26 protein-coding genes are annotated in these 24,977 nt (G+C 71.2%); 17 read left to right on the top strand and 9 right to left on the bottom strand.

Annotated elements, in window-relative coordinates; all coding sequences use genetic code 11:
* Positions 1–85 precede the first annotated feature (85 nt).
* The 9 genes from ald (at position 86) to SSP08S_RS48600 (ending at position 8,756) form a co-directional block, all read left to right on the top strand.
* On the top strand, positions 86–1,201 hold the full coding sequence (gene ald / locus SSP08S_RS48640; protein ID WP_078532805.1) for an alanine dehydrogenase: 1,116 nt from the start codon (positions 86–88) through the stop codon (positions 1,199–1,201).
* 414 nt (positions 1,202–1,615) lie between these two features.
* Complete coding sequence (locus SSP08S_RS48635) at positions 1,616–2,752, top strand: ParA family protein (protein WP_078532803.1); 1,137 nt, start codon at positions 1,616–1,618, stop codon at positions 2,750–2,752.
* Positions 2,737–3,291, top strand: a complete 555-nt coding sequence (locus SSP08S_RS48630) for a hypothetical protein (protein WP_078532801.1) — start codon at positions 2,737–2,739, stop codon at positions 3,289–3,291. Before SSP08S_RS48635 ends, SSP08S_RS48630 begins: the two co-directional genes overlap by 16 nt.
* An 18-nt stretch (positions 3,292–3,309) precedes the next feature.
* Positions 3,310–4,290, top strand: a complete 981-nt coding sequence (locus SSP08S_RS57560; protein ID WP_019074926.1) for a segregation and condensation protein A — start codon at positions 3,310–3,312, stop codon at positions 4,288–4,290.
* The gene (scpB, locus tag SSP08S_RS48620; RefSeq protein ID WP_019074925.1) at positions 4,287–4,943 is read left to right on the top strand and encodes an SMC-Scp complex subunit ScpB; all 657 of its coding nucleotides are present in this window, start codon (positions 4,287–4,289) and stop codon (positions 4,941–4,943) included. The genes SSP08S_RS57560 and scpB overlap by 4 nt, the downstream gene beginning before the upstream one ends.
* Complete coding sequence (locus SSP08S_RS48615) at positions 4,943–6,124, top strand: pseudouridine synthase (protein WP_019074924.1); 1,182 nt, start codon at positions 4,943–4,945, stop codon at positions 6,122–6,124. Before scpB ends, SSP08S_RS48615 begins: the two co-directional genes overlap by 1 nt.
* Before the next feature lie 131 nt (positions 6,125–6,255).
* Positions 6,256–6,984 carry an NUDIX hydrolase gene (locus SSP08S_RS48610; RefSeq protein WP_019074923.1) on the top strand — a complete coding sequence of 243 codons (729 nt, stop codon included), beginning with the start codon at positions 6,256–6,258 and terminating at the stop codon, positions 6,982–6,984.
* A complete protein-coding gene (locus tag SSP08S_RS48605) occupies positions 6,981–8,003 on the top strand; it encodes an ADP-ribosylglycohydrolase family protein (RefSeq protein WP_019074922.1) in 1,023 nt (340 codons plus the stop codon). Before SSP08S_RS48610 ends, SSP08S_RS48605 begins: the two co-directional genes overlap by 4 nt.
* Before the next feature lie 3 nt (positions 8,004–8,006).
* A complete protein-coding gene (locus tag SSP08S_RS48600; protein ID WP_019074921.1) occupies positions 8,007–8,756 on the top strand; it encodes a nucleotidyltransferase domain-containing protein in 750 nt (249 codons plus the stop codon).
* On the opposite strand, the gene SSP08S_RS48595 is transcribed toward SSP08S_RS48600, so the two are convergent.
* The 4 genes from SSP08S_RS48595 to SSP08S_RS48580 are packed head-to-tail and all read right to left on the bottom strand — an operon-like array spanning position 8,682 to position 11,158.
* Positions 8,682–9,425 (bottom strand): nucleotidyltransferase domain-containing protein, encoded by a 744-nt coding sequence (locus SSP08S_RS48595; protein WP_019074920.1) that lies wholly within the window; start codon positions 9,423–9,425, stop codon positions 8,682–8,684. The genes SSP08S_RS48600 and SSP08S_RS48595 overlap by 75 nt on opposite strands.
* 42 nt (positions 9,426–9,467) lie before the next feature.
* A complete protein-coding gene (locus SSP08S_RS48590) occupies positions 9,468–9,881 on the bottom strand; it encodes a Rieske (2Fe-2S) protein (protein WP_019074919.1) in 414 nt (137 codons plus the stop codon).
* A complete protein-coding gene (locus SSP08S_RS48585; protein ID WP_019074918.1) occupies positions 9,878–10,456 on the bottom strand; it encodes a DUF6529 family protein in 579 nt (192 codons plus the stop codon). The genes SSP08S_RS48590 and SSP08S_RS48585 overlap by 4 nt, the downstream gene beginning before the upstream one ends.
* Before the next feature lie 27 nt (positions 10,457–10,483).
* Complete coding sequence (locus SSP08S_RS48580) at positions 10,484–11,158, bottom strand: hypothetical protein (protein WP_026179465.1); 675 nt, start codon at positions 11,156–11,158, stop codon at positions 10,484–10,486.
* Positions 11,159–11,411: 253 nt separating this feature from the next.
* Between SSP08S_RS48580 and aroH the strand changes: the two genes are divergently transcribed.
* From aroH to der, 5 genes are all read left to right on the top strand, one after another.
* Positions 11,412–11,780, top strand: coding sequence for a chorismate mutase (gene aroH / locus SSP08S_RS57555; RefSeq protein WP_019074916.1), 369 nt, complete (start codon positions 11,412–11,414; stop codon positions 11,778–11,780).
* The gene (locus tag SSP08S_RS48570; RefSeq protein WP_019074915.1) at positions 11,777–12,862 is read left to right on the top strand and encodes a prephenate dehydrogenase; all 1,086 of its coding nucleotides are present in this window, start codon (positions 11,777–11,779) and stop codon (positions 12,860–12,862) included. The genes aroH and SSP08S_RS48570 overlap by 4 nt, the downstream gene beginning before the upstream one ends.
* A 573-nt stretch (positions 12,863–13,435) precedes the next feature.
* Positions 13,436–14,131, top strand: coding sequence for a (d)CMP kinase (cmk, locus tag SSP08S_RS48565; protein WP_019074914.1), 696 nt, complete (start codon positions 13,436–13,438; stop codon positions 14,129–14,131).
* Complete coding sequence (locus SSP08S_RS48560) at positions 14,089–14,790, top strand: lysophospholipid acyltransferase family protein (protein ID WP_174479460.1); 702 nt, start codon at positions 14,089–14,091, stop codon at positions 14,788–14,790. The genes cmk and SSP08S_RS48560 overlap by 43 nt, the downstream gene beginning before the upstream one ends.
* 74 nt (positions 14,791–14,864) lie before the next feature.
* Complete coding sequence (gene der / locus SSP08S_RS48555; protein ID WP_019074912.1) at positions 14,865–16,343, top strand: ribosome biogenesis GTPase Der; 1,479 nt, start codon at positions 14,865–14,867, stop codon at positions 16,341–16,343.
* 66 nt (positions 16,344–16,409) lie between these two features.
* On the opposite strand, the gene SSP08S_RS48550 is transcribed toward der, so the two are convergent.
* Both SSP08S_RS48550 and SSP08S_RS48545 read right to left on the bottom strand, forming a co-directional pair.
* Entirely contained in the window at positions 16,410–16,817 is a 408-nt protein-coding gene (locus SSP08S_RS48550; RefSeq protein ID WP_019074911.1) for a hypothetical protein, read from the bottom strand.
* Between the two features lie 37 nt (positions 16,818–16,854).
* Complete coding sequence (locus tag SSP08S_RS48545) at positions 16,855–17,643, bottom strand: DUF8842 C-terminal domain-containing protein (RefSeq protein ID WP_019074910.1); 789 nt, start codon at positions 17,641–17,643, stop codon at positions 16,855–16,857.
* 504 nt (positions 17,644–18,147) lie between these two features.
* On the opposite strand from SSP08S_RS48545, the gene SSP08S_RS48540 reads away from it, so the two are divergent.
* Positions 18,148–18,870 carry a transglycosylase family protein gene (locus SSP08S_RS48540; RefSeq protein ID WP_019074909.1) on the top strand — a complete coding sequence of 241 codons (723 nt, stop codon included), beginning with the start codon at positions 18,148–18,150 and terminating at the stop codon, positions 18,868–18,870.
* A 58-nt stretch (positions 18,871–18,928) separates the two neighbouring features.
* Here SSP08S_RS48540 and SSP08S_RS48535 read toward each other — a convergent pair whose 3' ends face one another.
* Genes SSP08S_RS48535 through SSP08S_RS48525 form a run of 3 tightly spaced genes read right to left on the bottom strand, consistent with a single transcriptional unit; the run spans position 18,929 to position 23,024 of the window.
* The gene (locus SSP08S_RS48535; RefSeq protein ID WP_019074908.1) at positions 18,929–19,564 is read right to left on the bottom strand and encodes an ATP-binding cassette domain-containing protein; all 636 of its coding nucleotides are present in this window, start codon (positions 19,562–19,564) and stop codon (positions 18,929–18,931) included.
* On the bottom strand, positions 19,561–22,548 hold the full coding sequence (locus tag SSP08S_RS48530) for an ABC transporter permease subunit (protein WP_019074907.1): 2,988 nt from the start codon (positions 22,546–22,548) through the stop codon (positions 19,561–19,563). The genes SSP08S_RS48535 and SSP08S_RS48530 overlap by 4 nt, the downstream gene beginning before the upstream one ends.
* Positions 22,548–23,024: a hypothetical protein gene (locus SSP08S_RS48525; RefSeq protein ID WP_019074906.1), complete on the bottom strand. Its 477-nt coding sequence runs from the start codon at positions 23,022–23,024 to the stop codon at positions 22,548–22,550. Before SSP08S_RS48525 ends, SSP08S_RS48530 begins: the two co-directional genes overlap by 1 nt.
* A gap of 125 nt (positions 23,025–23,149) precedes the next feature.
* Between SSP08S_RS48525 and SSP08S_RS48520 the strand changes: the two genes are divergently transcribed.
* Together SSP08S_RS48520 and SSP08S_RS48515 are read left to right on the top strand one after the other, a co-directional pair.
* Entirely contained in the window at positions 23,150–23,695 is a 546-nt protein-coding gene (locus SSP08S_RS48520; RefSeq protein WP_043260356.1) for an MTB12 C-terminal domain-containing protein, read from the top strand.
* Positions 23,664–24,965, top strand: a complete 1,302-nt coding sequence (locus SSP08S_RS48515; protein WP_026179462.1) for an ABC transporter substrate-binding protein — start codon at positions 23,664–23,666, stop codon at positions 24,963–24,965. Before SSP08S_RS48520 ends, SSP08S_RS48515 begins: the two co-directional genes overlap by 32 nt.
* Positions 24,966–24,977 lie beyond the last annotated feature (12 nt).

The raw sequence follows: 24,977 nt of genomic DNA, 5'->3' as shown, positions 1-24,977 counted from the left end.
CTCCTGCGGTCTCCCGGTGCGCTCACGCATGTCCGGGTATGAGATGTATTGCCCCACACCCTCTGAGCCAAGGACCGTGATCGACGTGAAGGTCGGCATCCCCCGCGAGGTCAAGAACAACGAGTTCCGGGTGGCCATCACACCCGCCGGCGTGCACGAGCTGGTGCGCCACGGCCACCAGGTCCTCATCGAGCAGAACGCCGGCGTCGGCTCCTCGATCCCGGACGACGAGTACGTGGCGGCGGGCGCGCAGATCCTCGCCACCGCCGACGAGGTCTGGGCCACCGCCGACCTGCTGCTCAAGGTCAAGGAGCCCATCGCCGAGGAGTACCACCGCCTCCGCAAGGACCAGACGCTCTTCACCTACCTGCACCTGGCCGCCTCCAAGGAGTGCACCGACGCGCTCATCGAGTCCGGCACCACCGCGATCGCCTACGAGACGGTCGAGCTGCCCGGCCGCGCCCTGCCGCTGCTCGCCCCGATGTCCGAGGTGGCGGGCCGCCTCGCCCCGCAGGTCGGCGCCTACCACCTGATGCGCTCGGTCGGCGGCCGAGGTGTGCTCCCCGGCGGTGTTCCCGGCACCCAGCCCGCGCGGGCCGTCGTCATCGGCGGCGGGGTCTCCGGCTGGAACGCCACGCAGATCGCCGTCGGCATGGGCTTCCACGTCACGCTGCTCGACCGCGACATCAACAAGCTCCGCGAGGCCGACAAGGTCTTCGGCACCAAGGTCCGGGCGATCATGTCCAACTCCTTCGAGCTGGAGAAGGCCGTCCTGGACGCCGACCTCGTCATCGGCGCGGTGCTCATCCCGGGCGCCAAGGCCCCGAAGCTGGTCACCAACGAACTCGTGTCGCGGATGAAGCCCGGAAGTGTGCTTGTCGACATCGCGATCGACCAGGGCGGCTGCTTCGAGGACTCGCGTCCGACCACCCACGCCGAGCCGACCTTCCCGGTCCACAACTCGGTCTTCTACTGCGTCGCCAACATGCCCGGCGCGGTGCCGAACACGTCCACCTACGCGCTCACCAACGCCACGCTCCCGTACATCGTGGAGCTCGCGAACCGCGGCTGGGTCGAGGCGCTGCGACGTGATCCTGCTCTCGCCAAGGGCCTCAACACCCATGACGGCAAGGTGATTTACCGCGAGGTCGCGGAGGCGCACGGACTGGAGCACGTCGAGCTGGAGTCGCTGCTCAACTGACCGTTCGGCAGCCTCTGTCGACTAAGTCACCGTTCAGCAAAAGGCGATACGTCAACACAGGTCGTCAACACCGCGCGCCCGGCCGGACCTTGCTCGACAGGTCCGGCCGGAAGTGTGTGTATGGTCACTTTGCGGCACTCGGTCAACTCGCGCCGAACATAACCCTTGAACCGATTCGTGCACCGGTGAAACCTGCCGTGCGACTGCCGTACGCCCTTGACAGAGGGATGTTTCATTGCCGACACATCGGGCCGGGTCCGGCGGATTGTGTTGCTGCGAACACCCGACACGCCATAGAGTCGCCAACCGTCGGCATGGTGCCACGCTGACCTATCGAGAAGTTCCCTGGTCACCAAGGAGGTAAGACGACTTGTGAATGAGTCGACATTTTCTCCCGGGGGTGGTCAACCAGGAATGCCGGCAAGGGGCCAGGAGCCCGCGGGGTTCGAGGCTGTCGGCTCCGTCGCTGTGCGCACCTTCGCAGCCCACCAGGGTCACCACAAGCCAGGGGTGACCCAGCCAGCACACCAGAGCATGGATGGCCATCACGTGAACGCCATGGCCGGCGACGGAAGGGGCGCGCCCCACAACCATTTCGCCGACTACGACGAACTGCCCGACGGGCACTTCTACGACCCCGACGCCGAGTACGAGCCCGATCCCGAGTACGCGGCCACACTCGCGCCCGACGCGGCCCGCCAGCGCCGTGAGCGCGTGGGCCCGACCGGACGCCCGCTGCCCTACTTCCCGATCCCGGGTCCGCTGACCAGTCACGGCCCCGCGACGATCATCGCGATGTGCAACCAGAAGGGCGGCGTCGGCAAGACCACGTCGACCATCAACCTGGGTGCCGCGCTCGCGGAGTACGGCCGACGCGTACTGCTCGTCGACTTCGACCCGCAGGGCGCGCTGTCGGTCGGACTGGGCGTCAATCCCATGGAGTTGGACCTCACCGTCTACAACCTGCTCATGGAGCGGGGCATGTCGGCCGACGAGGTGCTCCTCAAGACAGCTGTCCCGAACATGGACTTGCTGCCGAGCAACATCGACCTGTCCGCCGCCGAAGTGCAGTTGGTGAGCGAGGTCGCGCGCGAGTCCACCCTGCAAAGGGCGTTGAAGCCGCTGATGGCCGACTACGACTACATCGTGATCGACTGTCAGCCCTCCCTCGGCCTGCTCACCGTGAACGCCCTGACGGCGGCTCACAAGGTGATCGTGCCGCTGGAGTGCGAGTTCTTCGCGCTGCGCGGTGTCGCGCTGCTGACCGAGACGATCGAGAAGGTCCAGGAGCGGCTCAACCCCGAGCTGGAGCTCGACGGCATCCTCGCCACGATGTACGACTCCCGGACCGTGCACAGCCGTGAGGTGCTCGCCCGCGTCGTCGAGGCGTTCGACGATCACGTCTACCACACGGTCATCGGGCGCACGGTGCGCTTCCCGGAGACCACGGTCGCCGGTGAGCCGATCACCACGTACGCCTCCAACTCCGTCGGTGCCGCCGCCTATCGCCAGCTCGCCAGGGAGGTGCTCGCCCGGTGTCACGCCGAGTGAGTCTGCCGGGGGCCGACGAACTGTTCCGTACGACAGGGGGGATGGCGCTCCAGGCGTCCAGCCCCAGGCGCCAGTCCAACGGCGAGGCACGGGTGCCGGCTCCGGCGGGGGAGAGCGACGGTGCCGCCGCTGGGGAGGACGCCCCGCAGTCCGTACCCGCACAGGGCGGTGACGGCGAGGGTGCGGAGCACGTGGCGGCCGACGCGGACGCGGGAGAATCCCGCAGCCGGGCCGCAGACGGCTCCGTACGACGCCAGGAGGCGCAGGAAGGTTCTGCCGCCCCCCAGCCCCGCAAACGCGGCCGACAGCCCGCCCAGCGGCGTCCCAGCGGGCGGGAGCGGCACGACGAGAAAATCACCGTGTACGTCTCCGCCGAGGAGCTGATGGACCTGGAGCACGCCCGTCTGGTGCTCCGCGGCGAGCACGGCCTCGCGATCGACCGCGGCCGGATCGTCCGCGAGGCGGTCGCCGTCGTCCTGGCCGATCTGGAGTCCCGGGGGGACGCGAGCATTCTCGTACGCCGGCTTCGCGGGCGGTAGCGGTAGCCTGCGGGGGCCATGACCTCGAACGACGCTCCCGCCGCCGGCGCACCCGCCGGACGTCGGCGTGCGCTCGGGAAAGGGGCGGCCGCGGCTGCTCAGGAGCCCCGGCCCGAGGTCGTCGTAGAAGAAGCGGTTGTCGACGAAGTCGCGGACGAAGTTGAAGTTGCCGAAGAACCCGACGACGGGGTCTTCAAGGTGCGGCTCGCGAACTTCGAGGGGCCCTTCGACCTTCTCCTCCAGCTGATCTCGAAGCACAAGCTGGATGTCACCGAGGTGGCGCTGTCCAAGGTCACCGACGAGTTCATGGCGCACATCAGGGCGATGGGGCCCGACTGGGATCTCGATCAGACGACCGAGTTCCTTGTCGTCGCGGCGACCCTGCTGGATCTGAAGGCGGCCCGGCTGCTGCCCGCCGCCGAGGTCGAGGACGAGGCCGACCTCGCGCTGCTGGAGGCCCGGGACCTGCTGTTCGCGCGGCTGCTGCAGTACCGGGCGTACAAGCAGATCGCCGAGATCTTCAACCGGCGCCTCGACGAGGAGGCCCGGCGCTACCCCCGTACCGTCGGACTCGAACCGCACCACGCCGAGCTGCTGCCCGAGGTGGTCATCAGGATCGGCCCGGAGGGCTTCGCCAGGCTCGCCGTGAAGGCGATGCAGCCCAGGCCCAAGCCGCAGGTCTACGTCGACCACATCCACGCGCCGCTGGTCAGCGTGCAGGAGCAGGCCGGGATCGTGGTGGCGCGGCTGCGGGAGCTCGGCGAGGCCAGCTTCAGCGTGCTCGTCGACGACACCGACGACACCCTCACCGTCGTAGCGCGCTTCCTGGCGCTGCTGGAGCTGTACCGCGAGAAGGCCGTCGCCCTCGACCAGGAGACCGCGCTCGGTGATCTGATCGTGCGCTGGACGGGCGGGGAGGGGGAGGTCGAGCCGGTGGTGACCGACGAGTTCGACCGGCCGCCCGAGGTGCCCAAGGAGACCAAGGAGGAGTCGGCGTGAGCGAGGAGACCACGGGAGTACCGGCGAGCCCGTCCGGCGTCGCGGAACTCGACCTCAAGCCCGCCCTGGAGGCCGTCCTCATGGTCGTGGACGAGCCCGCGACCGTGGAGCACCTCGCGAAAATACTCCAGCGGCCCAAACGGCGGATCGCGGACGCGCTGCGCGAGCTGGCCGACGAGTACACCGTCCAGGGGCGCGGTTTCGAGCTGCGGCTGATCGCCGGGGGCTGGCGTTTCTACTCCCGTCCGGAGTATGCGCCGGCCGTCGAGGGCTTCGTCCTGGACGGCCAGCAGGCCCGGCTCACCCAGGCGGCGCTGGAGACCCTGGCGGTCGTCGCGTACCGCCAGCCGGTCAGCCGCAGCAGGGTCTCGATGGTCCGCGGAGTCAACTGCGACGGTGTGATGCGCACCCTCTTGCAGCGCGGTCTGGTCGAGGAGGCGGGCACGGAACCCGAAACAGGTGCGATCCTGTACGTGACGACGAACTACTTTCTGGAGCGGATGGGCCTGCGAGGCCTGGACGAGCTCCCGGAGCTCGCGCCCTTCCTCCCTGAGGCCGAGGCGATCGAGGCGGAGACGCTGGAAGGGGTCCCGTCGTTCGATCCGGATGCACCGGATGCAGATGCAGACGACACGACGACGACGGAACTTTGATGCGAAGCAGTGGCAGTGGCAGCAGTGGTGGCGGTAGGAGCGGCGGGCGTGGCAACCCCCGCGGGACCGGCGGGGGCGGCAATCCCCGGGGTTCCGGTGGGGGCGGCGGCGGTCGTGGTTCCGGCGCGGGCAACTCCCGGGGTGCCGGCGGGGGCGGCTCCCAGCCGAGGGGCGCGGGAGGCCGCGACGACAAGCCGAAGCGCGCCGGAAAGCCGCGTCCCGAGGAGCGGCGCTACGACGTAGGCCCCACGGGGTCCCACGAGGGCCCGAAGACCGGGCGCGGTGCCTCCGCGCGCGGTGGTGCCAAGGGCGGCCCCAAGCAGGGCCAGAGCACCGGACGCGGGCGCTGGGCGCCGGCGACCTCGCGTGAGTACGACGCGCGGGCCGAGGAGCGCAACCGGGAGCGGTACGCGGGCAAGAAGGACGTGAAGCTGCCCAAGACCTTCCCGGGCGCCGAGCAGGAGGGCGAGCGGCTGCAGAAGGTCCTCGCCCGCGCGGGCTACGGCTCCCGGCGCGCCTGCGAGGAGCTGATCGAGCAGTCCCGCGTCGAGGTCAACGGCGAGATCGTGGTCGAGCAGGGGCTGCGCGTCGACCCCGAGCACGACGAGATCAAGGTCGACGGGCTGACGGTGGCGACGCAGTCGTACCAGTTCTTCTCGCTGAACAAGCCCGCCGGTGTCGTCGCGACGATGGAGGACCCCGAGGGCCGGCAGTGCCTCGGCGACTACGTCACCAACCGCGAGACGCGCCTTTTCCACGTCGGCCGGCTCGACACCGAGACCGAGGGTGTGATCCTGCTCACCAACCACGGCGAGCTGGCGCACCGGCTGACCCACCCCAAGTACGGCGTGAAGAAGACCTACCTCGCGCACATCGTGGGCCCGATCCCGCGCGACCTGGGCAAGCAGCTCAAGGACGGCATCCAGCTGGAGGACGGGTACGCGCGTGCGGACCACTTCCGGGTCGTCGAGCAGACCGGCAAGAACTACCTGGTCGAGGTGACCCTCCACGAGGGCCGCAAGCACATCGTCCGCCGCATGCTCGCGGAGGCCGGGTTCCCGGTCGACAAGCTGGTGCGCGTCTCCTTCGGCCCGATCACCCTGGGCGACCAGAAGTCGGGCTGGCTGCGACGGCTGTCGAACACCGAGGTCGGGATGCTGATGCAGGAAGTCGACCTCTAGAAGCACGAGTTGGGGTGCGGCCGGTTCCGGAGTCTCCGGGGCCGGCCGCTTCGTTTTCCTCGGGCGCGGGGGTTGTGCGGGGCGACGATCGCTCTTTATAGTCGAACTGACTATTAACGGGGTGGATCACCATGACCGCAACACCGGGCTACGACAAGTACGCCTTCGAACCCTTCGCCGTCACCGCCGACCTCGCCGTCCTCACGATCCGTGCGGGCGCGCTGCACGTCCTGCTCGTCGAGCGCGGACAGGAGCCGTACGCCGGACAGTGGGCGCTGCCCGGTGGCTTCGTGGCGCCGGACGAGTCCGCCGAGACGGCCGCCCGGCGTGAACTGGCCGAGGAGACCGGCCTGTCGGACGTCTCCGGGCTGCATCTGGAGCAGCTGCGCACCTACAGCGAGCCCGACCGCGACCCCCGGATGCGGGTCGTCACCGTCGCCTTCGCCGCGCTGCTGCCCGACCCGCCCGAACCGCGTGCGGGCAGCGACGCGGCGCAGGCCCGCTGGCTGCCGTACGACTCGCTCGGGCCGCTCGCCTTCGACCACGACCGGATCCTGGCCGACGCGCACGAACGGGTGGGCGCCAAGCTGGAGTACAGCTCCCTCGCCACCGCCTTCTGTCCGCCGGAGTTCACGCTCGGGGAGCTGCAGCAGGTCTACGAGACCGTGTGGGGCGCCGAGTTGGACCGCCCGAACTTCCGCCGCAAGGTGCTCGCCACGCCGGGGTTCGTCGAACTGGTGCCGGGTGGCGCCAAGTTGACCGGCGGTCGCGGCAAACCGGCCGCGCTGTACCGCGCCGGGACCGCCACCACCCTGTACCCGCCGCTGCTCCGCCCGACCCGGGAAGGAAGCCCCGCATGACCACGACCAGCGCCCGCAAGCGCGCCGCCACCGGAGCCCTGATCGGCCTCGCCCTCGGGGACGCGCTGGGCTTCCCGACCGAGTTCAACGACGTGCCCGCGATCCTCGCCAAGTTCGGCCCCTGGCGCGAGATGGAGCTGCCGAAGCCGGCGATCGTCACCGACGACACCCAGATGACACTGGCGTTGGGGCGCGGACTGCGAACCGCCATGGATCGAGGGCTGCTTGGGCCCGAGCGGATGGAGCGGCCGGTGCGCGAGGAGTTCGTGGACTGGTACCAGTCGCCGGAGAACAACCGTGCCCCCGGCCGGACCTGCCTCGTCGCCTGCGACCTGCTGAAGGCCGAGGACCGGCTCTGGCAGGACGCCAGCCAGGTCGGTTCGAAGGGCTGCGGGGCCAACATGCGGGTCGCGCCGATCGGGCTCGTCCCCGGTCTGAGCGACGAACAGCGGTCCGGCGCCGCCCAGTTGCAGTCCGCGCTCACCCACGGCCATCCGACCGCGCTCGCCGCCTCCGACCTCACTGCGCACGCCGTACGACTGCTCGCACAGGGCGCCGAACCGACCGGACTGGTCGGGCTGCTGCGGTCGTACGCCGTGGAGAACCGCACCCGGTACCACGACCGCTGGCTCGGCGACCTGTGGACCCGGAGCCAGGACCCCACGCCCGAGCACTTCATCGCGCGCGGCTGGGACGACTGCCTGGAGATCCTTGACCGCCTCCAGGACGCGGTACGCGCCAACTCCCCGGAGACCGACCCCTGTCTGGCCACCGGCGCGGGCTGGATCGCCGAAGAGGCCCTGGCGACCGGCCTGTTGTGCTTCCTGCTGTTCGTGGAGGAACCGGTGACCGCGCTGCGGCGCGCGGCCTGTACGTCCGGCGACTCGGACTCGATCGCCTGCCTCACGGGGGCCTTCGCGGGCGCCCACCTCGGCGCGGACGCCTGGCCGGGGGAGTGGGCGGAGCGGATCGAGTACCGGGGGGAGCTGCTGGCGCTCGGGGCGCTCTGGGACGCTTGACCGATGATCGACGTTCTGGACATCGACCTCAAGCCCGTGGTGGCGGAGCAGCCCGACCCGCTGCTCTTCGCCACGGTCTCCGGCGCGCACCTGTATGGCTTCCCGTCCCGGGACTCGGACGTGGACCTCAGGGGCGTGCACCTGCTGCCCGCCGCCGAACTCGTCGGCCTGCGCGAGCCGGACGAGACACGGTCGAAGATGTGGCTGCGGGACGGTGTCGAGATGGACCTCGTCACCCACGACCTGCGCAAGTTCGTACGGCTGATGCTGCGGCGCAACGGCTATGTGCTGGAGCAGCTGTTGTCGCCGCTCGTCGTGCACACCACCGACGCCCACCGGGAGCTGGCCGCCCTGGCACCGGGCTCCCTCACCAGTCATCACGCCCACCACTACAGGGGGTTCGCGCAGACGCAGTGGCGGCTGTTCGAGAAGACCGGCGAACTCAAGCCGCTGCTCTACACGTTCCGTGTGCTGCTCACCGGCATCCATCTGATGCGCAGCGGCGAGGTGCAGGCCCATCTGCCCACGCTCGTCGGGCAGGTCGAGGCTCCGTCCTATGTGCCGGACCTGATCGCGGCCAAGGTCGAGCGGGAGCACGGGGCCGCCGATGTCGACCAGGCGCGGGTGCGGGCCGACATAGAGACCCTGCACGGTGAACTGGACGCGGCCCAGGAGGCGTCAGCGCTCCCGGACGCCCCGAGTACCTACGACGCCCTGCACGAGTTCGTCGTCCGGGTCCGGCTGGAGGGCTGAGGCGCGGCGGACTCGGATCAGGAAGTCCTCCACCCGGCGCCGGTCCGGTTCCGGTGGGAGCGGGGTGCGGGCCGCCGCCTCATCCGTCTCCGTCGCGAGACGGGTCATCCACAACTCGACGTCCGGCCACGGGACTTCGCCGCGTTTGACGGACAGCAGGGGGTCGCGCCGGTCGCCCACGTCGATCGTCAGGGTGCCCGTGCGGAGTACGTCGCGGGCGCTCATCAGCAGGCGGAGCAGATGCATCGCGTGTTTCCAGCGGGGCGCGCCGTGCAGGCGGATGTCCGCCTCCAGCTTCTTGCGCTGGCCCAACGCGTAGCGCGTGAACGTCTCGTGGACCTGGCGGGAGAGGAACGCACCGCGCAGGGACAGGAGTTCACGGCCCGTGTCGTCGATGTGCTCGACGACGGGCGAGTGCAGGCACTCCAGGATGTTGGGGTTGGCGCGCAGGGCCAGTTCGCAGAAGCGCTCCAGCTCCCAGCTGAACTGCTCCTGGGCCGGGCCCTCCACATGCGTCGGCGGCTTCTCGAAGCGCCAGAACAGGGGAGTGGGGGCGAGGAACACACCCCGGCGGTCCGTGTCGCTGCCCTCCGTCGCCAGACCGAAGGCGCGCGACCCCATCACACAGGCATAGATCGTGTGGTCGCGGACCAGGGCCTCAGGGTGCATTCCGGGAGTGTCGGGGTCCATTCCGGGAGCGTACGCGGCACTTCACGCCAGGCGGATCGAATTTCCCTCCACTGTGATCTGCTCCGCCGGGAGGGGCTTCGGCGCCGGGCCGCCCGCGACCGCACCGTCCGCGATGTTGAACTTGCTGCCGTGGCACGGGCAGTTGATCGTGCCGTTCGCGATGGTGCTCACCGTGCAGCCCTGGTGGGTGCAGATCGCCGAGAAGGCCTTGAACTCGTCCTTCTTGGGCTGGGTCACCACGACCTTCTGGGCCTTGAGGATCTTGCCGCCGCCGACCGGGATGTCGGCGGTCTTCGCCAACTCCTGCCCGCCGGAGGCCTTCACGGACGACGAGCCCGAGGAGTCGTTGCTGTCGCCGTACTTGCTGCAACCGGCGGCGAGCGCGGCGGCCGCACCCGTCACGAGAACCGTGCGGCGCGTCGAGCTGTCGGTCATGTACTCACTCCGAAGGTGCGGAAGAACCAGAGGGCGGACGTCAGCCAGAGCAGCGTGAGGCCGGTGAAGACCAGCCCGCCGACGAGCGGCAGCAGCCAGCCGGGGAGGCGCTCCGAGCGGAGCAGCAGCATCTTGGCACTGAAGGCGCCGAAGAACAGGCACCCCAGGAGGGAATGCCACATCACGCGTGTCGAGTACGTCTGGTACCCGAACGCGTAGAGGCAGTGCACCGCGACCGGCACCGCCACCAGGAACGCGATCCGCCCCGACCAGCGGTGCAGGGTCCCCGACCAGGTCGGTCCCGGCAGCTTGCCGTAGACCATGAAGGCCGAGACGACCTGGACCAGGGCGAAGAAGAACGCGGTCGTCGCGAGCCAGGACTTCACCGCGCCCGTGCTGCTGAAGCCGGCGAGGTTGAAGGCGGTGCCTGCCGGGTCGTGGACCTTGCCGTAGACGCCGAGTCCGACGGCCACGGCCGCGGCCACCAGGGCCGGGACCAGATAGCGGGCGGGGCTGTCGCGGCGGCGCGGGGGCGGTGGGAAGGCCTGGGTGGCGGCGTTCGGGTCGGCGGTCATGATCGGCTCCCTGAGGCGGATGGTGGGTCAGGGGGTGACGGGCTGTGCCGTGAGCTGCTGTCCGTCGACCGTGACCGCGCCGGTCTCCGGGTCGATACGGGGTGCGGCGGAAACCTTGCCGTCGCGGGTGACGATGCCGGTCTGGCGGCCGTTCGGCAGCACGATCCAGCCGCCGTCGATCTTGGCGCCGCGCACCTTGGCCGTGGCGCGCCACAGTCCGGACGGCTTGACGGCCTTGTCGGCGGTGAAGGCGTACTTGCGGCCCTCGTCCTTGACCGTGCCGCGGATCTTCTTGCCCTGCTGGAGCTTTCCGTCGAGTACGGCGCCGTTCGGCGCGGTGAGCTTCATCGTGCCGTCGTCCGCGACCGGGCCGCGCAGCCAGGCCTCCTTGTAGCGGCCGTCGCAGAAGTACGCGACCGCCTTGCCGTCGCGGATCGTCACGGCGACCGAGGCGGTGTCGTCGTCGGTGCGGCCGGCGTAACTGGCGTTCGGCACGGCCGACTTGGACGGCGTCGGGCTGGGCGTGACGGTCGGCGTCGGAGACGCGGGCGCCGACTTCTTCGGAGACGGTGACGGGGACTGCGATGCCTCGCTGTACGAGGACGACGCGGTCTTCGTCCCCGACGTCACATTGAGCGTCAGCATGAACAGGCCCAGCACCAGACCAGCCAGAAGTGTGAGCAGTGGTCCAGGACGCTTCATTACTGTCCTCCCCCGAGGCGAGCTACCAGCCCATGAGAGCGGACTCGGGGCCGTGCGTAAAGAGGCATACCGGGATGATCTCACCACCTGTAGCGGACCAGTAGCGGAACAGAGTGATTCAGGTGACATTGGCAGGGTTCGCGAGGCCCGCTCCGGCCCGTCTCAGGGGGCGGGCGCCGGGCACCCGTACCGGACGGGCTGACTAGGCTGGATGTGCACAGAGCCGTGAGGTACATCAGCGAGGAGCAGAGCAGTGGCGGTACGAGCGGTCCGGGGCGCCGTCCAACTGGACAGGGACGAGGCCGGCCACATGGACGAGCGGGTCGGCGAGCTGCTCGCCGCCGTCCTGGAGCGCAACGGCCTCACCGCCGACGACCTGATCAGCGTCTGGTTCACGGCCACGCCCGACCTGCACAGCGACTTCCCGGCGGCCGCCGCCCGCAAGCTCGGCAGCGCCTTCGCCGACGTACCGCTGATCTGCGCCCAGGAACTCGACATCGCGGGTGCCATGCCCCGAGTGGTCCGCATCCTCGCGCACATCGAGTCCGACAAGCCCCGCGCCGGTATCGCGCACGTCTACCTCGGTGCCGCCGCCGCTCTCCGCAAGGACATCGCCCAGTGAGAACCGCGCTCGTCATCGGCACCGGACTCATCGGCACCTCCGCCGCGCTCGCCCTCGCGTCCCGGGGCGTCGTCGTTCACCTCGCCGACCACGACCCCGAGCAGGCCCGTACGGCCGCCGCGCTCGGCGCCGGTACGGAGGAGGAGCCGGCGGGACCCGTCGACCTCGCGATCGTCGCCGCGCCGCCCGCGCTGGTGGCCGGGGTGCTCGCCGACGCGATGCGCCGGGGCGTGGCCCGCGGCTACCTCGACGTGGCCAGCGTCAAGGGGGGCCCGCGCCGCGAGCTGGAGGCGCTGGGCCTGGACCTCTCGTCGTACATCGGCTCGCACCCCATGTCCGGCCGCGAGAAGTCGGGCCCGCTGGCCGCGACCGCAGACCTCTTCGAGGGCCGCCCGTGGGTGTTGACGCCCACCCGCGACACCGACACCGAGGTGCTGAACCTCGCGTTGGAACTGGTCTCGCACTGCCGTGCCGTACCGGTCGTCATGGATGCGGATGCGCACGATCGGGCGGTGGCTCTCGTGTCCCACATGCCGCATCTCGTGTCCAGCATGGTCGCCGCGCGGCTGGAGAACGCCGAGGAGGCCGCCGTACGGCTGTGCGGGCAGGGCATCCGGGACGTGACCCGGATCGCCGCGTCCGACCCCCGCATGTGGATCGACATCCTCTCCGCGAACCCGGGGCCGGTCGCCGACCTGCTCACCGATGTCGCCGGGGATCTGGAGGAGACGGTGCGGGCACTGCGCTCCCTGCAGTCCGCCGACGAGGACAAGCGCCGCGAGGGCGTCGACGGCATCGAGGACGTGCTGCGGCGCGGCAACGCGGGGCAGGTCCGCGTCCCCGGCAAGCACGGGTCGGCTCCGCGGGTGTACGAGGTCGTGGCCGTGCTGATCGACGACCAGCCCGGCCAGCTGGCCCGGATCTTCGCCGACGCGGGGATGGTCGGGGTCAACATCGAGGACGTCCGCATCGAGCACGCGACCGGGCAGCAGGCGGGTTACGTCCAGCTGATGGTGGAGCCGAAGGCGGCGGGGGCGCTGATCGCTGGATTGCGGGAGCGGGGATGGGCGATCCGGCAGTAGAGGTGCGCGGTGTCGGTGCGGGCGTCTCCCGGGGGCCGCGCCCCCAGACCCCCGCTTCGGCCCTGAAGGGGCCTCGTCCTCAAACGCCGGACGGGCTGATTTTGCGGGCCTGCGTTGAAAGGCACCGGGCGGGCTGAGGACTGGCGGCTTGGGTTGGCGGGCGTGGGACGGGCTGGGTTGGTGGGCCTGGGTCGGCAGGGCGTGGGACGGGTTGGATTTACGGGCCTGGGTTGGCGGGCGTGGGACGGGCTGGGTTGGTGGGCCTGTGTCGGCAGGCCGCAGGATGGGCTGGATTGGCGGGCCTGTATCGGCGGGGCGTGGGACGGGCTGGATTCGCGGGCCTGTGCCGGCACGACGTCGGACGGGCTGGATTCGCGGGCCCGCCTTGGAGAGGCCCCGGACGGGCTGTGGAATGTCGGCCCGCGTCGGCAAGGCGTCGGGCGGCGGGTTGATCATGCCGGGTCGGCGTCGACAAGGCGCGGCCGGACGAGTGACGCGCACCCAGTAACCTTGTGCGGGGCGCACTCGCGTCCCCACCCCGCTCACCACCCTTCACCAGGAAGGTGTCCTCCCGTGGAAAACGGCGCCGCCCGGACCGCCCCGGCAGTGATTGTCGCCATCGACGGCCCCTCCGGCACGGGCAAGTCGAGCACGTCGAAGGCCGTGGCCGCGCAGCTCGGGCTGAGCTATCTGGACACCGGCGCGCAGTACCGGGCGATCACGTGGTGGATGGTGAACAACGGGATCGATCTGACCGACCCCACCGCGATCGCCGACGCGGCGGGCAAGGCGGAGATCGTCTCGGGCACCGACCCGGCGCACCCGACGATCAGCGTCGACGGCGTGGACGTGGCGGGCCCGATCCGTACCCAGGAGGTCACCTCCAAGGTCAGCGCGGTCAGCGCGGTGCCCGAGGTGCGGGCCCGGATCACCGAGCTGCAGCGGTCGCTGGCCGCCGAGGCGGAGCGGGGGATCGTCGTCGAGGGGCGGGACATCGGGACGACCGTGCTGCCCGACGCCGACCTGAAGATCTTCCTCACCGCTTCTCCGGAGGCACGTGCCGCCCGCCGCAGCGGTGAGCTGAAGGGCGCCGACGTACAGGCCACCCGCGAGGCGCTGCTGAAGCGGGACGCGGCCGACTCCTCGCGCAAGACCTCGCCGCTCGCGAAGGCGGACGACGCGGTCGAGGTGGACACCTCCGACCTCACGCTCCAGCAGGTCATCGAGTGCGTGGTCACCCTGGTCGGGGAGAAGCGGGCCGCCAAGTGACAGCTCCAAAAGCTCCAACCGCCGCATCGGAGCGGGGTGCCGAGGTCGGGCGGCGCATCGGCGTCGGCCTGATGTACGGGCTGTGGAAGCCGCGTGTGCTGGGTTCGTGGAAGGTTCCCGCTTCCGGCCCTGTGATCCTCGCCGTCAACCACTCCCACGGCGTCGACGGACCCATGGTCATGGGCGTGGCACCCCGGCCGACGCACTTCCTGATCAAGAAGGAAGCCTTCGTCGGCCCGCTGGACCCCTTCCTGCTGCGCATCGGCCAGCTGAAGGTGGACCGTTCGGTCGCCGACCGTACGGCGATCACCGGGGCGCTGGACGTCCTGGCGGCCGGCGGCGTCCTCGGGATCTTCCCCGAGGGCACCCGCGGCGAGGGCGACTTCGCCTCGCTGCGCGCCGGGCTCGCCTACTTCGCGGTCCGCAGCGGCGCCCCGATCGTGCCGGTGGCCGTACTGGGCACCGCCGAGAAGAGCGGACGACTGATAAAGGCGCTGCCTCCGCTGCGCTCCCGCGTCGACGTCGTCTTCGGCGACCCGTTCGACGCGGGCGACGGCTCCGGCCGCCGTACGCGCAAGGCTCTGGACGAGGCGACCGAGCGGATCCAGAAGCAGCTGGCCGCCCACCTGGACGATGCCAGGCGCCTCACCGGGCGCTAAGAGACACTTGAGTAGTGGATCACCCGAAATCCGGGGGCTCCACCGATCACCACGATGAACGAGGTACCGACTTCATGAACGACCAGATCCAGCCCGACGGCTCCGGCGAGGAGCACGAGCACGGGGCGCTCGGCGACGCCGAGTACGCGGAGTTCATGGAGCTCGCCGCCGTAGAGGGCTTCGACATCGAGGACGTCGAGGGCGCCATCGAGGAGGCCGGTCACGGACCGCTGCCCGTGCTCGCCGTCGTCGGCCGGCCGAATGTCGGCAAGTCGACGCTCGTCAACCGCATCATCGGGCGCCGCGAAGCCGTCGTGGAGGACAAGCCCGGTGTCACCCGCGACCGCGTGACCTACGAGGCCGAGTGGGCGGGCCGGCGCTTCAAGGTCGTCGACACCGGCGGCTGGGAGCAGGACGTCCTCGGCATCGACGCCTCCGTGGCCGCCCAGGCCGAGTACGCGATCGAGGCCGCCGACGCGGTCGTCTTCGTCGTCGACGCCAAGGTCGGCGCCACCGACACCGACGAGGCGGTCGTACGGCTGCTGCGCAAGGCCGGCAAGCCCGTCGTGCTGGCCGCCAACAAGGTGGACGGCCTCAGCGGCGAGTCCGACGCGGCCTACCTGTGGTCCCTGGGCCTCGGTGAGCCGCACCCGGTCTCCGCGCTGCACGGCCGCGGCACCGGCGACATGCTGGACGCCGTCCTGGAGGCGCTGCCGGAGGCGCCCGAGCAGACCTTCGGCACCGCGGTCGGCGGCCCGCGCCGGATCGCCCTGATCGGCCGCCCGAACGTCGGCAAGTCCTCGCTGTTGAACAAGGTGGCGGGCGAGGAGCGCGTCGTCGTCAACGAGATCGCGGGCACCACCCGTGACCCGGTCGACGAGCTCATCGAACTCGGCGGTGTCACCTGGAAGTTCGTCGACACGGCGGGCATCCGCAAGCGCGTCCACCTCCAGCAGGGCGCCGACTACTACGCCTCGCTGCGCACCGCCGCCGCCGTCGAGAAGGCGGAGGTCGCGGTCATCCTGATCGACGCCTCCGAGTCCATCTCGGTGCAGGACCAGCGCATCGTCACCATGGCCGTCGAGGCGGGCCGAGCGATCGTCCTCGCCTTCAACAAGTGGGACACCCTCGACGAGGAGCGCCGCTACTACCTGGAGCGCGAGATCGAGACCGAGCTGGCCCAGGTCGCGTGGGCGCCCCGGGTGAACATCTCGGCGCGCACCGGCCGCCACATGGAGAAGCTGGTCCCGGGCATCGAGACCGCCCTCGCCGGCTGGGAGACCCGCGTCCCCACGGGCCGTCTGAACGCCTTCCTCGGCGAGCTGGTCGCCGCCCACCCGCACCCGGTCCGCGGCGGCAAGCAGCCCCGCATCCTCTTCGGCACCCAGGCCGGCACCAAGCCCCCGCGCTTCGTGCTCTTCGCCTCCGGCTTCATCGAGGCGGGCTACCGCCGCTTCATCGAACGCCGTCTGCGCGAGGAGTTCAGCTTCGACGGCACCCCGATCCACATCTCGGTCCGGGTGCGCGAGAAGCGCGGCAACAAGAAGAAGTAGCAGTCGTACGACGAGGAGGGCGGCCCCTGTCGGAACAGGGGCCGCCCTCCTCGTGTGCGTGCCGCGTCAGATGCCCCGGCGTGGGCCGGGCGGCAGGGCCGGGATGTGGTGCATCCCGGTGTGGCCGTGCTGCTGGCCGACGTGACCGAGCTGCCCGACGCGCTGCCACTGCGACTGCTGCCGGGCGCTGTAGGCCCCCGCGCTGTACGCGCTGTACGAACTCCCGCCGAACGAACCGCCGCCGAACGAGCCGCCGAACGAGCCCGTGCTGTGCGGGCTGTGCCCGAAGGCCGTGAAGCCCAGTTCCTCCTCGCCGCTGCGGTCGCCCGGCAGCGAGCGGAAGGTCTTGACCCACTCCGAGTAGAGCCGGTCGTAGATCGGCGTGGCCGATGGGCCGCCGGGGCTGTCCCGGTCCGATCGCGAGGACGGGATCGGCTGGTAGGGCCGGCTGCGGGGAACGTCGTAGGTGTGCACGTATGTCCAAACGACGGGTGATCTGAAGGGATGCGGCTCAGGTGCCCGCGAGCGGGAGCGCGGAGCCGACCAGCTTGCCGTTGGCCGCCGCCTTGTCGAGCGCGCTTCGCAGCAGGTCCTCGCGGGGCTGGCGGCCGATCGAGCCGACCGGTGCCGCGAACATCAGCACCTGCTGGTGCTTGTTGGCGGCGGCGCGCCAGCTGTCGGTGACCTGGAGCGGCTGGTGCGCCTGCCACCAGGCCACCGGGGAACCGCCGTTGCTGCTCGGCTGGAGGACCGCGTGCAGCTGGCCCGCGGCGAGCAGCACCGACCAGCCGTGCAGCACCGGCGGCACGGTGGTGATCTCGCTGAGCGGCATGAAGCCCTGCTCGATCAGCAGCGGCAGGAAGTCGTCGCCGGCGCCGGTCGAGCCGGGCCGCACGATGGCGGCGGTCGGCTCCACCACCAGGGCCGGGTGCAACTCCCCTGAGATCAGGACGAGTCCGCTGGTCACACCGAGCACGGCCTGCTCGGGTACGGCCTTCTCCGGTTCGCCGGCCGGGGCGTGCGCGTTGCCGCTGATGGAGCGGACGGCGCCCTGCAGCTGCTCCTCGGTGACCTGGACGATCTGGGAGGGCAGGCAGGTGGCGTGGGCGAAGGCGAGGACGGCAGTCTCGTCGCCGATGAACAGGACGGTGCTGGTGCGCTCCTGATCGGAGTCGCCCTGGGTGCGGCACGACGTGCAGTCGTAACTGCCCGGGGCGTTGTCTCCGGCGAGCAGCCGGTCGGCTTCTTCGTCGCCGATCTCGGCGCGTACGTCGTCGCTGACGTCGAGCATGCGCGGCACGGGTGGCTCCCTCGGAATGCGGTGCCCGGTGGGTCCCGGGCTCATGAAGAAGACAACGGAGGATCTGTGGCGGGAGTCACGCTCCGGAGCGAACCGAATCCAACCGACCGACGCGGACGGTCACGGCTGGTACGGAATCGGACACTCCCTGTCAACTCTTTGAAAGGTCAAGGGAGTTGGTTGCGTGAACCGAGTCACAGCGTTTGTCGGCAACTGGTCGAAAAATCGTGAAATCAGCGAATGTAGTGGGTGGCCGAAAAATGCCGATACCCGCGGTAACAGTCAACTGGCCTGCGGCGACGGGCAGTTGGTCGACACCGGCTCGTCCACCTCCGTACATTCCTCCGCCGTGTGCAACGAGCACCGCTCGGGACACGTCCGCCGGCCGAACAAGCCAGCAAGCAGCACCACTTCCGGCGGACGGGGAGGAGCGCGAGGACCACGTCGATGCGTGGGAGCCGCGAACCGCCTTGGGGGACCCCGAGTTGTTGGAGAGGGAACTACATGTCCGAATGTGCCGATACCACTCGCGACAACACGCCTGAGACCCACCGCAAGGGTCAGGCACGGACGGCGGCGGTCCTCGCCGGAGCGGCCCTGCTCGCCCCCCTGGGCGTGCTGGCGGCCACTGGCAACGCCGCGGCGGCCGACAGCGGAGTGTGGGACCGCATCGCCCAGTGCGAGAGCGGCGGCAACTGGCACATCAACACCGGCAACGGCTACTACGGAGGACTCCAGTTCTCCGCCGGCACCTGGCGCGCCTACGGCGGTTCGGCCTACGCGGCCACCGCCGACCAGGCCTCGCGGTCCGCGCAGATCGCCGTGGCCACGAAGGTCCAGCACGCCCAGGGCTGGGGCGCCTGGCCGGTCTGTTCGGCCAAGGCCGGAGCGAACGGCAGCGCACCCGCGGCCTCTTCGGGCACGGTGACCGAGAAGTCCACCAAGGCGAAGACGCCGAGGACTACGAAGAAGTCGTCCGGCGAGTCGACGGTCAAGTCGACCAAGAAGGCGGCCCCTTCGAAGCCGACGTCGAAGACGCCGGACCGCGGCACGAACGAGGTCTCGCGCGGCACGTCCCGCGGCGACTACACCGTCCGCAAGGGCGACACCCTCAGCGGCATCGCCGCCGAGCACGGGACCACCTGGCGGAAGATCTACGCCGCCAACAAGGCCGTCATCGGCGGCGACCCCGATCTGATCGTGCCGGGCCAGCAGCTCGACCTCTGAGTCGAACCGCTCCCGAGCCGCCCCCGCCCGGTCCTCCGACCGGGCGGGGGCGTGCCCGTTACGTCAGTTCGGTCGCCTCGCCGCCGAACACGACCACTCCGCGCCGCAGTTCGTACACGAGGGCGGCCCGGCCGCGCAGCACGGGCGGGAGCCGCTGCTCGGCGACGACCACGCATGCGTCCAGCCCGCCCAGCAGTTGGTACGTGCGGTCCGCGACCGCCGGTGACATGCCCTGCGCCGGTTCGTCGACGAGCACCACGCGCGCGCCTGCCAGCAGGGCACGGGACAGGGCCAGCATCCGCTGCTCGCCTCCGGAGAGGGTGCCGGCCCGGCGGGGGAGCAGCGGGCGCAGCTGGGGGTACGCGTCGAGGGCCACGGAGTAGTCCCGCGCGGCGAGTTCGAGGTTCTCGTGGACAGTGAGGGACCCGAACACGGCCCGCCGCTCCGGCACCAGACACAGTCCCCGGCGGGCCCGTTCGTAGGCCGGCACACGGGTCACATCGGCGCCGTCCCACACCACCGCGCCGCCCGACAGCGCGACCGTTCCGGCGAGGGCGCGCAGCACGGTCGTACGGCCCGAGCCGTTGCGGCCGAGCAGGACGGTGAGCCCGTGGGCCGGGGCGGCGAGGGTGACGCCGTGCAGGGCTTCGAGGGGGCCGTAGCGCACGCGCGCGTGGCGCAGGGAGATGGTCATGCGGGGCTCTCCCAGGCGTTGGGCGTGTCGAGGACACGATCCGGCGGCCCGGAGGCGACGACGCGCCCCGCCGTCATCACATGGACCACGTCCGCGAGGTCGGCGACCAGATCCAGGTCGTGCTCCACGACGAGCAGCGCGGTGCCCTCGGCGGCCAGCGCCCGCAACACCAGGGCCAGCGCGGCCACTTCGGTGGTGTCGAGCCCGGCGGCGGGCTCGTCGAGCAGCAGCACGCGAGGGTCGCCCGCGAACGCCCGCGCCAGCTCGACCCGGCGCAGCGTCCCGGTGGGCAGCCCGGCGGCGGGCAGCGACCACAGCTCCCCGCCGAGCCCGAACAGCCGCAACGCCCGCTCCACGGCACCGGGTTCGGGGGCCCGCCCCTGCTCGGCCCCCACCCGCACATTCTCGGCGACGGTCAACGAGGGGAAAACGGCGAGCTGTTGAAAGCTCCGACTGACCCCGAGCCGCGTCCGGGCATGCGCGGGCAGCCGAGTGATATCCCGGCCACCGAGCCGAACCCGCCCACGCACAGGCCGCACGGTCCCGGCCAGACAGTGGAACAGGGTACTTTTTCCAGCCCCGTTGGGCCCGACAACAGCGGTCACCTCACCGGCCCGCACGACGAGATCAACGCCGTCGAGAGCGGTGAAGCTGCCGTAACGGGCGTAGAGGGCGTGGGCGGTGAGGGCGGGTGGGGTTCGTGGTGGGGAGGTGCGCCTCTGCGGGGCCCGAGCCCTGGAGGTCCGCCCGGGGGCGGTCTCCGTCTGGCGCGCAACGCCCTTGCGGTCGGCTGCTGTTGGGCCGGTCTCGCTCCCGTGGGTGGCTGCCGTTGGGTCCGGCTCGTCCTGGTGCCCGGGCTCGGAGGTGCGTCCTCGTGGGTCCTGGGCCCCTGACATCCGTTCGGGGTCGGTTTCCGCCGGGCGCGCAACGCCCCTGCGGGCGGCTGCTGTTGGCCCGGTCTCGCTCCCGTGGGTGGCTGCCGTTGAGTCCGCCTCGCCCCGCTGCCCAAGCCCGGCGGCGCGCCGTCGCGGGTCCCGGGCGCCGTCAGACACCCGTCCGCCGCCGAGCTCCACGCGACGCGCAACCCCCGCGTGCGCAGCAGCCGTTGACTGCACCCGCCCCGGCACGCCCACCTCCCGCAACCTCCGCCGCACCCGCACCCCCAACGGTGTGAGCCGCGCCCGCCGTTGGGGGCGGAGCCGCCCGACCGCTGTCCGTAGCGCCTCGTACGGCCCCCCGGGAAACCGCCCCACGCACACCGCCAGCACCCCGATCAGTGCCGCCGCCACTCCACCGCGCGCGCCCGCGTCGAGGCCGACCAGGAGGGCTGCGGCCGTCAGTGCGCCCAGTGTGCTGTCGGCGCCCAGGACGACCACTGCGGCGAACCACAACAGGCCGCGGACGGGGTCGTAGGCCGAAGGGTCGAAGGCGCGGAGGCCCATGCCGAGCATGGCGCCGCCGAGGGCGGCCAGAGCCGCGCCCGCGACGAAGGCGAGGAGTTTCAGGGAAGGGACCTGGACGCCCGCAGCCGACGCGCCCGCCTCGTGGTCGCGCATCGCGGCGAGGGCGCGGCCCGTGCGGCCCCGGCGCAGGGCGTGGGTCGCCAGCAACGCGCAGGTCAGGAGGGCGAGTTCGAGGACGTAGTAGGCGCGGTCCCCCTCGAAGCCGGACGGGCGGTTCAGCGCCAGGCCCGATGTCGCGTACGGCTGGGCGAAGACGAAGCGGCTGACCCCGACGCCGACCGCGAAGGTCGCGAGGGCCAGGGACAGGCCGTGGCGGCCGATCGCGGGCCAGCCCGTGAGGAGGCCGAGGGGAGCGACCAGGAGGACGGCCACCGCCAGCGCGGCCAGTTCCGGCAGGCGGGGCAGGCCCGGGAAGCGGCCCGCCGCCAGCAGAGCCGTGAACAGGGCGCCCAGGCCCGCGTACGCCGCCTGGCCCAGCGAGAGTTGGCCACCGCGGCCGGTGACCACCACCAGGGACAGCAACACCACGCCCAGCGCCGGGACTTGGACCGAGGTGTGCAGATCCGAGCCCGCGAAGCCGAGGGGGAGCAGGAACAGCACCGCGGCCACGATCCAGGCCCCGGGAGGCGTCGCGACGCGCGCGGAAGCCGTACGGGGGAGGGCGTCCCTCGCACCGACACCCGGCAGCACCAGCGCCACGACCAACAGCGCGACCACGAACAGGTTCGCGCCCACCGCCTGCACCAACTGCCCACCCCAGCCGGGCAGATGAACCCTCGTCAACTGGCTCTGCCCGACCCCGATCCCCAGCGCCACCACCACGGCGACCGGCAGACTCCGCATCCGCGCGGCCACCGCGACCGCCACCACCTCCATGACGAGCAGGGGCAGGCCGTACGGGTCCAGGCGCACGGAGGGAGCGAGGAGCACGCCCGTCAGGCCCGCCGTGAAGGAACCGAACGCCCAGCCCGCCGCCGCGACCCGGTCCGCGTCCACCCCGGCCAGCAGCGCGAGTTGGCGGTCGTCGACCACGGCCCGCAGCTCCCGTCCGAAACGCGTCCAGCGGATCACCGCCCCGACGCCCGCCGCGAGGACCAGGACCACCGCCAACTGGCCCCAGGGATCGGCCGATACGAGCTCCGGCGCGTCGTCCCGCGCCCCCTGCCCCCACACCAGCGCCGCCCCGCCGACCAGCAGCACGAACACGCCGATCGACGCCACCAGGGTCTGTGCCGGATCGCCGCCGAGGACCGACAGCGGCCGGAAGACGAAGCGTTCCAGCGCGACCCCGACACCCGGCGCGAGGAACAACAGCGTCACCACCGCGCCCAGCCACAGCGGCCAGCCCCACTCCACCACGCACTGCCGGAGCGCGTACGCGCACACCATCGCGACCGCGCCGTGCGCGAAGTTGAGGACGCCGGTCGCCCGGTACGTCACGATCAGGCCGATCCCGGTGAGCGCGGCGGCGCTGCCGACGGACAGTCCGGCGAGGGTGAGGTCGTAGGTCAGCGAGGACATCAGTCGTCGGCTTCGGCGGGCTCGCAGATCGGGCAGGGGCCCAACTCGCCGTTCGCCACGAGCTTCGAGTCCACCGGCACCGCCTCCGCCTTACCGGCGACCAACGGGCAGTCCGCGCGGTGCCACAACGTGCCGCCGGGCATCATCAACAGGTCTCCGCTGACCGCCAGGGGCGCGGCGGCGGCCTCCGCCGACTCCTCGGCGTCGTCGGGTTCGGAGGCCACGAGAAGGGCGTACAGCTCCTCCACGCGCGTGGTGGCGAGGGCGCCGCGGCCGTGGGTGAGCAGGATCGCGCCGGCGACGATCAGCGCGGCGCCGGGGATCGTGCAGGAGGCCAGGTAGGGGAGCTGCCGTTCGGCGTAGCGCTCGCCGGAGACGCCGTACCAGCCGAGCACGCACAGCACCGCACCCGCGGCGAGCGCGGCCCAGCCGGCCCACAGGACGGGATGCACGGTCCGCAGTCGGCCTGTCCGCATATCCGGCTCCCACATGTGTCATGTGTCTGTCCATGTCAGCCAATGGCTTGCACTATGCCCTCTACAAGCTGACCCTGAAAGCACCGGGCGCTCATGGCCCGGACCGACACCCGGTGGTGAGCCAGATGGTTCTCGGGAGCGACCTCAGGCGGGGGAACGGCCGATGGAGGGCGGGTGCGGTCGCCCTCCTCCTTGTGCTCGGCCCGGCCCTGGCGGCCTGCAGCGACGACAGCGGGGGCGGCAGCAGCGCACCGCCGCCCACCCCGTCCGTGGAGCGGACGACGAGCGCACCGGCGACCGCGCCCGCCGACCCGGCCGCCGCCACGAGCCAGATCAAGGCCAACTGGAAGAAGTTCTTCGACCCGGCCGGCTCCACCGCGGACAAACAGGCCGTCCTGGAGAACGGCGACAAGATGGGCGCGGTCCTGAAGGCGTTCAACGGCGACAAACGCGGCGGGCAGGTGCAGGCCGAGGTCACCAAGGTGGTGTTCACCAAGGCGGACAAGGCGACCGTGACCTACACGCTGACCCTCAACGGCGCCACCGCCCTGCCGGACGCCTCCGGGACCTCAGTCGAGCAGGGCGGCACCTGGAAGGTGTCCGTCAACACCCTGTGCGCGCTGGTGGCGTTGAGCGGCGATGCCTCGCCGGCGCCCGGGTCGGGCTGCTGAGACCGCTGCCGCGGTGCTGCTGCTCCTGGTGGGCACGGCCTGCGGCAGCCGTCTCCCGGAGAGCGACTTCGAGCACGGCGACACCCGTACGCCCGCGCCGAGCACCGGCACACCGATCCGGGTCGGCATCATCACCAGCGCGACCAGCCCGGTCGGCGGCGACACCTTCACCGGCCCCCGCGACGGCGCCCAGGCGTACTTCGACCGCGTCAACGCGCGCGGGGGCATCGCCGGACGCCGGGTCGAGGTGCGGCTGTGCGACGACGGCGGCAGCGGGGTCGGCGACAACGAGTGCGTGCACCAACTGGTCGACGAGGACAAGGTCGTCGCCCTGGTCGCCACCACCGCCCTCGACTACGCGGGCGCCTCCCGCGTCTCCCACGCGCGCGTGCCCGACATCGGCGGCCAGCCCATCGGCGCCGCCTACGACACCTGGCCGCACCTCTACGGCATCTACGGCAGCCTCGCGCCCCGCACGGGCACCCCGGGCTGGGGCGGGAAGCTGTACGGCGGCACGGAGGTCTACCGCTACTTCAAGCGCGAGCAGGGCGCCCGTACCGCCGCCGTCGTGTCGTACAACCAGGCCGCGTCCGCCGCCTACGCCCGGCTCGTCGAGCAGGGGCTGAAGGCCGAGGGCTACAAGGTCGTCCCCGAGCAGGTCGACTTCGCGCTGCCCAACTTCCGCGCGGCGGCGGCCGACCTGAAGCAGCAGGGCGCCGACCTCGTCTTCGACGCCCTCGACACGCACGGGAACGCCCAGTTGTGCGCGGCGATGGACCAGGTCGGCGCACAGGTCGTCGCCAAGGTGACGAACGTACAGAATTGGACATCCACCGTCCCGGAGGACTACAAGAACTCCCCGCGCTGCCGCAACGCCCTGTGGGCGACCGGGTCCAGCCGTGACTTCGACGATGTGTCGCAGCCGGCCGTACGGGAGTTCCGGGACGCCACCGAGGGGCTGAAGACGCATTCCCAGTGGCAGTTGGAGGGCTGGGCGGCGGCGATGTGGTTCACGGACGCGGCCAAGGCGTGCGCGAAGACGGAAACGGGCGTCACGCGCGCGTGCGTCGACGGGTTCATGAACCGGAGCGAGCACTACACCGCCGACGGCCTGCTGGTTCCCGTCTCCTTCGAGCGGCTGGCGGAACCGCCGAAGACCCGCAGGACCTGTCTGTCGGTCGCGCGGTGGCAGGACGGGAGGGGGTGGGTTCCGCAAGGAGACATGAACAGCACCTGTTTCGAGGTGCCTCAACTCCCGTACAGCCCTTGATACAGACTTCGA

It is taken from the genome of Streptomyces hokutonensis (assembly GCF_000376565.1).
Classification (GTDB): Bacteria; Actinomycetota; Actinomycetes; order Streptomycetales; family Streptomycetaceae; genus Streptomyces; species Streptomyces hokutonensis.
Note: the sequence above shows the minus strand (reverse complement) of the source record. Positions and strands in the feature narration are given on the sequence as shown.

Coding starts and splice junctions, on each gene's coding strand:
- SSP08S_RS48635 (WP_078532803.1), top strand. CDS start 1,616: ATGCCGGCAAGGGGCCAGGAGCCCGCGGGGTTCGAGGCTGTCGGCTCC.
- SSP08S_RS48605 (WP_019074922.1), top strand. CDS start 6,981: ATGACCACGACCAGCGCCCGCAAGCGCGCCGCCACCGGAGCCCTGATC.
- SSP08S_RS48525 (WP_019074906.1), bottom strand. CDS start 23,024: ATGCGGACAGGCCGACTGCGGACCGTGCATCCCGTCCTGTGGGCCGGC.
- SSP08S_RS48590 (WP_019074919.1), bottom strand. CDS start 9,881: ATGACCGACAGCTCGACGCGCCGCACGGTTCTCGTGACGGGTGCGGCC.
- SSP08S_RS48595 (WP_019074920.1), bottom strand. CDS start 9,425: ATGCACCCTGAGGCCCTGGTCCGCGACCACACGATCTATGCCTGTGTG.
- SSP08S_RS48580 (WP_026179465.1), bottom strand. CDS start 11,158: ATGAAGCGTCCTGGACCACTGCTCACACTTCTGGCTGGTCTGGTGCTG.
- SSP08S_RS48540 (WP_019074909.1), top strand. CDS start 18,148: ATGTCCGAATGTGCCGATACCACTCGCGACAACACGCCTGAGACCCAC.
- SSP08S_RS48600 (WP_019074921.1), top strand. CDS start 8,007: ATGATCGACGTTCTGGACATCGACCTCAAGCCCGTGGTGGCGGAGCAG.
- SSP08S_RS48610 (WP_019074923.1), top strand. CDS start 6,256: ATGACCGCAACACCGGGCTACGACAAGTACGCCTTCGAACCCTTCGCC.
- SSP08S_RS48520 (WP_043260356.1), top strand. CDS start 23,150: ATGGTTCTCGGGAGCGACCTCAGGCGGGGGAACGGCCGATGGAGGGCG.
- SSP08S_RS48615 (WP_019074924.1), top strand. CDS start 4,943: ATGCGAAGCAGTGGCAGTGGCAGCAGTGGTGGCGGTAGGAGCGGCGGG.
- SSP08S_RS48535 (WP_019074908.1), bottom strand. CDS start 19,564: ATGACCATCTCCCTGCGCCACGCGCGCGTGCGCTACGGCCCCCTCGAA.
- SSP08S_RS48515 (WP_026179462.1), top strand. CDS start 23,664: ATGCCTCGCCGGCGCCCGGGTCGGGCTGCTGAGACCGCTGCCGCGGTG.
- SSP08S_RS48530 (WP_019074907.1), bottom strand. CDS start 22,548: ATGTCCTCGCTGACCTACGACCTCACCCTCGCCGGACTGTCCGTCGGC.
- der (WP_019074912.1), top strand. CDS start 14,865: ATGAACGACCAGATCCAGCCCGACGGCTCCGGCGAGGAGCACGAGCAC.
- SSP08S_RS48585 (WP_019074918.1), bottom strand. CDS start 10,456: ATGACCGCCGACCCGAACGCCGCCACCCAGGCCTTCCCACCGCCCCCG.
- SSP08S_RS57560 (WP_019074926.1), top strand. CDS start 3,310: ATGACCTCGAACGACGCTCCCGCCGCCGGCGCACCCGCCGGACGTCGG.